This is a genomic window from Psychrobacter sp. 1Y4 (genome assembly GCF_051847555.1).
The window spans coordinates 102,128-108,127 of the sequence record NZ_JBPYDE010000013.1 but is presented as its reverse complement, the minus strand read 5'-3'; the positions used below and the strand labels follow the sequence as shown (position 1 = coordinate 108,127).

The window sequence follows — 6,000 nt, the reverse complement described above, 5'->3', positions numbered from 1 at the left end:
CACAGCCTTGAGATGAGAGTGCTGAGGTTGACTAAAAATGCCATGGGAGATTGCCTTTAATAGGTTAGACTTTACAGCCAACGCTCGCAGCTTTTACTTGCTCATAAACACCTTCACCGTCTAGACCAAGTGCTTCTAGTTCATCAAGATATCTTTGAGTACCTTCTAGTAATGGACCTCTCCACTCAGGATCATTGAGCGGATCTGGAATATCAATCATCGTATCGCCTTTGGCGCGAGCAGCAGCCATCGCAGCTTCATTACTTTCATCAAATATCTTGGCGATACGCTCTGACATGACTATTCCTGAATTATCATCAATAACCTTTTTAAGGTCGTCAGGCAGACTGTTATATTTGTCCTTATTCATAGTCACGACAAAGGTAGAGTTATAAAAAGGAATGTTGGTATGATGACTGAGTAACTCATCGAGACGGAATGCTTGAATAGGCTGCCAAGTAAAGGCTAAGCCATCGATGACACCGCGCTGTAGCGAAGTATAAGTATCACTAGCAGGCATCCCAACAGGAGCTGCACCAATGGTTTCAATGACGTGACTTGCGACTACTGATGGCTGACGGATACGCATACCTTTCATGTCTTCTGGCGTCCGAATCGGTTTGTCAGCAGTATGTAGTGCGCCCTGCCCCGAGCCCATGAGCGACAATAGATGGGTATCTTCATACTCATCCGAGATGGCACCGTTATTATACAATTCATACAAGATACAGGTCTGCTCTTGTGCCGTGTTTGAGATACCAGGTAGCTCTACGACTTGCGTCAAAGGAAAACGACCAGCAGTATAACCTTGCACCTGCATGCCAATATCTACGGTGCCTTTAGCAGCAGCATCGTAGGTGGCACCTGGCTTACTTAGAGTGGCGGAAGGATAAATTTCAATCTTTAAGCGACCATTTGACTCTTCTTCAATCTTTTTGGCCCATGGCTCAAAGCCTTCGGTATTGATATTGTCATTGGCAGTCATAAAATGTGAAAACCGGAGCGTTGTCACATCGTCTGTGCCTGAGGTGGTGGCGCTTTTATCAGAGCAACCGGAGATTGCAAGTACGGCCGCAAGCGTTATGCCAGTAGATAGTTTTGTTCTCATCGTAGAGTCCTTTCTTGATGTTCATTTTTACTAGTGAAATCTTTAAAATCAGCAGTTGCTACTCACCTACAGGTACTTGCTGTTTGGCTTCTTCAAGCTCTGCTGCATGTAAAAACTGCGTATGAGCTGGTGCACGTTTAGTACGTGACCATTCATCAAGCATTTCTTGCTTCATCTCTTCAGTAATCATCGAGATTTTTGCTTCTGAGGCAGAGTCATCATAGGTCAGCTCTAAGCGATGGCCATTGGGATCAAAGAAATAAATAGAGTGAAAAATACCGTGATCGGTCACACCAACAATATCGATGCCAGCAGACTCTAACTGCTCTTTGGCAGCCATAAGCTCGTCACGGTCTTTAACTTTAAGTGCTAAGTGCTGCACCCAACTTGGGGTATTAGGGTCAAACCCCATCTCAGGCTGATTGGGCACTTCAAAAAATGCCAATACATTGCCGTTACCAGCATCTAAAAAGATATGCATGTAGGGATCAAAGGCTTTGGTAGAAGGCACATGGTCTTCAGCGAACGCTAAAATGAAGTCCATGTTTAAGTGTTTTTTGTACCACTCTACGGTTTCTTTAGCATCTTTGCAGCGATAGGCTACGTGGTGAATTTTTTCTATTTTAAAACTCATATCAATATCCTTTTGATAAGGCGCAAAACCTAAGAAGAATGCTTTCACTAGTGTTTTTGGCATACAACCTAAGCCAAGTAGCTGTTTATATTAACGATGACACTATTGCTAACATTCATATTAATAACAGCTATTGACTGTTTTGCGCTTATACTGTGTAAATTTTATGCGTCAAAATCAAAGTTTAAAGCTGGTAGCACCTTTCCGCGCACTTCACCAAAGCCGACTCGAATACCATCCTTTTCACTATAGCCTTTCATAATGACCGTATCGCCATCTTCGATAAAGGTACGTGTGCTCCCGCCTTTGAGCTCAACAGGTTTGGTCGCGTTCCAAGCAATCTCAAGCATTGAGCCGTACGAATCTGGCGTTGGTCCTGAGATAGTACCTGAGCCCATCATATCGCCGACCTCAACTTTACAGCCAGTAATGGTGTGATGCGTCAATTGCTGCGCCATCGACCAATACATGTATTTAAAATTGGTTTCAGAGATGACGGTAGCGCTCTCCGCATTTTCTGGAAGCAACTCTACTGACAAATTAATGTCAAAGCTGTTATCAGATTTTGTTTCTTGTAGATAAGCCAATGGCTTGGGATCTTGGTTTGGAATTGACGTTTTAAAAGGTTCTAGCGCATCTAAAGTGACAATCCAAGGAGATATCTCTGAAGCAAAGGTTTTGGCATTAAAAGGACCTAATGGCACATACTCCCATTTTTGAATATCACGGGCTGACCAATCATTAAACAGAACCATACCAAAGATATGATCCCACGCGTTTTTGATAGAGATAGGCTCACCGATTTTGTTGGGTTGTCCCACGATAAAGGCGGTCTCAAGCTCAAAATCAAGGCGCTTACATGGCGCGAAAATAGGACGCTCGTCTGGATTGGGTTTGAGCTGACCTGATGGACGAATGATATCTGTAGCACCTGTCACGAAGACCGTACTGGCGCGTCCGTTGTAGCCGACTGGCATCTCTGTCCAGTTAGGCAATAGCGCATTAGCAGGATCACGGAACAGCGTACCAACGTTAGTAGCATGCTCTTTGGACGAATAAAAATCAGTGTAACCAGGCACATGAACAGGCAGATGCATCGTGACATCAGCTTGCTTAAATAACGCCTTGCCTTGCAAGTCTTGGTTGTCGCGTAGCGTGTCCGTATCGGCAGATAGCAAGGTCTGAATGGTACTACGCGCGCTAGTCCAATTATCCCGACCAGAATCAATAAAGGCGTTCAATGTCGGCTGATCAAAATAGCTACCGCCTTCTAATTTAAGTAAGCCTTCGGCTTCAAGTACCGCTAAGTCTAAAACGTGCTCACCAATGGCGACACCAGCACGGCGCTTACCATCGGCAGTGTCACTAAAGATGCCATAAGGTAAATTGTGGATAGAAAAATCAGAATCGCTTGCGATATCGAGAAATGAGGAAAGGTTTTTGTCACTCGTTGACATAGGTGGCTCCTTGCTAGCTAATTGGTTTAAAAACTATTTTTGTAAAAATCACTGTGATAAAAGACAAATCTTATCAAATAATTATAGATAAATCACAAATATAAAATTACGTATAGATTAACTACTTACGTATAAGGTAATTTAAATTCATCAATATTGCAAGCGATTCCTAGGCTTTTGAGTAAGTTAAAAAAAACTCATCTATGTTCGAACGTTTTGTTTTTTTAGTAGCTATGTTTTTAATATCTATGTTTTTAGTCCCTATTTTTTAATCCTTATTTTTAGCTTTTATATTGCTTTACGTTATAAGGTATAAAGATATTGATTTATAATGCGGCAGGCATTCAAACACGCTGTAGCGGTTTGTCATAGGCTCTATTTATGACGTGAAACCATGGCAGCAAAGCATGACTTTAATTGAAGGCAGTAGTAATAACGATGGCATGATTAATAATAATAATTGATCACTAAAAAAGGATAAACATACATGGATCTGGCAAGCATCTTTATTCATGACACTACTTGGGCATTTGCCGCCGAAATCGTGATACGCGTAGTAGTAATGTTTAGCATGATTATTATATTTTTACGTTTTACTGGTAAACGCGGTGTCCGGCAGCTGTCTATTTTTGAGCTGACGATTATTTTGTCACTAGGTTCTATCGCTGGTGATCCGATGTTTACCGAGGACTTACCCATCATTCAAGCACTGCTCATCATGAGTATTGTGATTATCATGTATCGACTCTGCACTTGGATGATGATGAAATATCAGCCTTTTGAGGATCTTTTGGAAGGAAAGTCGCTTTATATCGTCGAAGATGGCACGTTAGTACTGGATAAAATTAAAAGAGGCAAAATGTCACATGACGAATTTTTTGCTGAAATGCGCCAACAAGGGGTTGAACACTTAGGCCAGGTACGTGTCGGCTTATTAGAAACTGATGGCTCATTTAGTTTATTGCTATTTGCGCCCGATGAAACACAGTATGGTTTGCCACTTTTTCCTAAGCAGTACCAAGCAACTGACGAGATAGACCCAAAGCATTGCTATGCTTGCATGCATTGTGGTTATGTCGATTATATTATTAAACCAGATCAGCGGTGCGTGCGCTGTGAATGTAAAAGTTGGGCGAAAGCCTTAGATAGTGGCATTGTTAGATAGTGGTATTGTTAGATAGTGGCATTGTTATGTTAGACAGTAAGATGGTCAGATAGCAAAACTGTTAGATAGCTCAAAATTGGCCTTTGATTGACACAAAACCAATAAAGCCGTCACCAAAAATTTGGGACGGCTTTATTGGTTTAAATAAGCATTAGCAAAATATACAATCGTCACTAAAACCTAACTATCGAGCGGATACTTTGGTGCCATCCTTACGACTAATGGTAAGCCCCGTAAAACCAAATAACAATGTCAACAGTAGCGATAAATAACAGAAAAACGCATAAGGTAGATAATCCAGTACTGGCACGCCTAATGCTTGACTGATAAATACCCCGCACACACTCCAAGGTACGAGTGGATTGATGACTGTACCTGCATCCTCGATGGTACGAGATAAGTTCTTTGGATGTAAGTTTAAGCGCTCAAATATCGGACGAAACGCAGTACCTGAGAGTAAGATACTTAAATACTGCTCACCGATTAACACGTTGATACTGAGTGCTGACATGGCCGCGGCAAATATTGCGCGCCCCGAGCTGGTCAAAGTGTCTTTGATACCTGATAGCAGCGCTGGCAGGATACCTAAAGCGCTTAGCAAGCCACCAAGGCTCAGTGCCAATATCACAATCATCTGAGTAAAGAACATGCTTTGTACGCCGCCACGTGAGAGCATACCGCCAACTTCTCCAAGCTCCAATGTCTCAGCGGGCGCATAGCCTGCAAAGAAGTATCCTCCTAGTTGTCCAAGGCTCGGTGAACTGTGCAAATAGGTAACAATCAATGCCGCAACAATGGTACAAATAATGGTATAGATGGCATTAACCCGAAACAAGGCCAACCCTACAAGTACCACAAACGGTAATACTGCATAACCATGTACCAAACCACTTTCGATCAGCTGTCCTTGCAAAACTGTCACTTGACTCAAATCACCACTGACAGTTTGTCCTGAGAAGAACCAGAACAGTATGACCGTCAGTATCCAAGCAGGTACCGTGGTGTACATCATATTGCGAATGTGCTCGAATAAATCAATACCCACAACTGATGAAGCGATGGTACAGGTATCAGATAATGGCGACATTTTATCACCGAAAAACGCCCCTGATACCACAGCGCCAGCAGCGATAGCGACATTGGCATCGAACGCATTACTCATTCCAATAAACGCCACGCCCAAGGTTGCCGCAGTGGTCAAACTGCTGCCCAGTGCAATGCCGATGATCGAGGTAAGTACAAAGGCTGAGATGTAATAAAACTCTGGTGATATCAGCTCAAAGCCAAAATACATCAGTGTCGGTATGGCGCCAGACATCATAAGTGCAGCAACCATCAAACCAATAAAGAAAAACAGATAAATAGCACCGATACCGCGCATTACGCCCGAGGCCATTTGTCCTTGCATGTCATCAAAGCTTAGACCTTTGAATAGTCCAATAGCCAATAGCACACAGATAGCAAGTATCAACGACAAATGAGGTACCCAGCCAAAGCCGATCATGGTGATACCCATAATAGCGATGACAGTGATGGCGATAGTAAATGCGAGTCTAGGTGAAAACTGAGTAAGTATTTGTGGCGGCATCACACATCCTTAAATGACCAATTAAAATTGGTTTGGGGTTGGATTTTA

5 protein-coding genes are annotated in these 6,000 nt (G+C 42.7%); 1 reads left to right on the top strand and 4 read right to left on the bottom strand.

Annotation, left to right across the window (positions count from 1 at the left end; translation table 11 throughout):
* Nucleotides 1–64: 64 nt before the first annotated feature.
* From ACS8FC_RS11625 to fahA, 3 genes are all read right to left on the bottom strand, one after another.
* Nucleotides 65–1,108: a TRAP transporter substrate-binding protein gene (locus tag ACS8FC_RS11625; RefSeq protein ID WP_439296915.1), complete on the bottom strand. Its 1,044-nt coding sequence runs from the start codon at nt 1,106–1,108 to the stop codon at nt 65–67.
* Between the two features lie 58 nt (nt 1,109–1,166).
* Nucleotides 1,167–1,742, bottom strand: coding sequence for a VOC family protein (locus tag ACS8FC_RS11620; protein ID WP_439296917.1), 576 nt, complete (start codon nt 1,740–1,742; stop codon nt 1,167–1,169).
* Nucleotides 1,743–1,906: 164 nt separating this feature from the next.
* Complete coding sequence (gene fahA, locus ACS8FC_RS11615; RefSeq protein ID WP_439296914.1) at nt 1,907–3,199, bottom strand: fumarylacetoacetase; 1,293 nt, start codon at nt 3,197–3,199, stop codon at nt 1,907–1,909.
* 487 nt (nt 3,200–3,686) lie between these two features.
* Here fahA and ACS8FC_RS11610 point away from each other — a divergent pair, with 487 nt between their 5' ends.
* Nucleotides 3,687–4,364, top strand: a complete 678-nt coding sequence (locus ACS8FC_RS11610) for a DUF421 domain-containing protein (protein WP_439296913.1) — start codon at nt 3,687–3,689, stop codon at nt 4,362–4,364.
* Nucleotides 4,365–4,548: 184 nt separating this feature from the next.
* On the opposite strand, the gene ACS8FC_RS11605 is transcribed toward ACS8FC_RS11610, so the two are convergent.
* Nucleotides 4,549–5,952 (bottom strand): Na+/H+ antiporter NhaC family protein, encoded by a 1,404-nt coding sequence (locus ACS8FC_RS11605; protein ID WP_299219640.1) that lies wholly within the window; start codon nt 5,950–5,952, stop codon nt 4,549–4,551.
* Nucleotides 5,953–6,000: the final 48 nt, after the last annotated feature.

Excerpts from the sequence above, each read along its gene's own strand:
- ACS8FC_RS11625 (WP_439296915.1), bottom strand. The coding sequence starts at position 1,108 with ATGAGAACAAAACTATCTACTGGCATAACGCTTGCGGCCGTACTTGCA.
- ACS8FC_RS11620 (WP_439296917.1), bottom strand. The coding sequence starts at position 1,742 with ATGAGTTTTAAAATAGAAAAAATTCACCACGTAGCCTATCGCTGCAAA.
- fahA (WP_439296914.1), bottom strand. The coding sequence starts at position 3,199 with ATGTCAACGAGTGACAAAAACCTTTCCTCATTTCTCGATATCGCAAGC.
- ACS8FC_RS11610 (WP_439296913.1), top strand. The coding sequence starts at position 3,687 with ATGGATCTGGCAAGCATCTTTATTCATGACACTACTTGGGCATTTGCC.
- ACS8FC_RS11605 (WP_299219640.1), bottom strand. The coding sequence starts at position 5,952 with ATGCCGCCACAAATACTTACTCAGTTTTCACCTAGACTCGCATTTACT.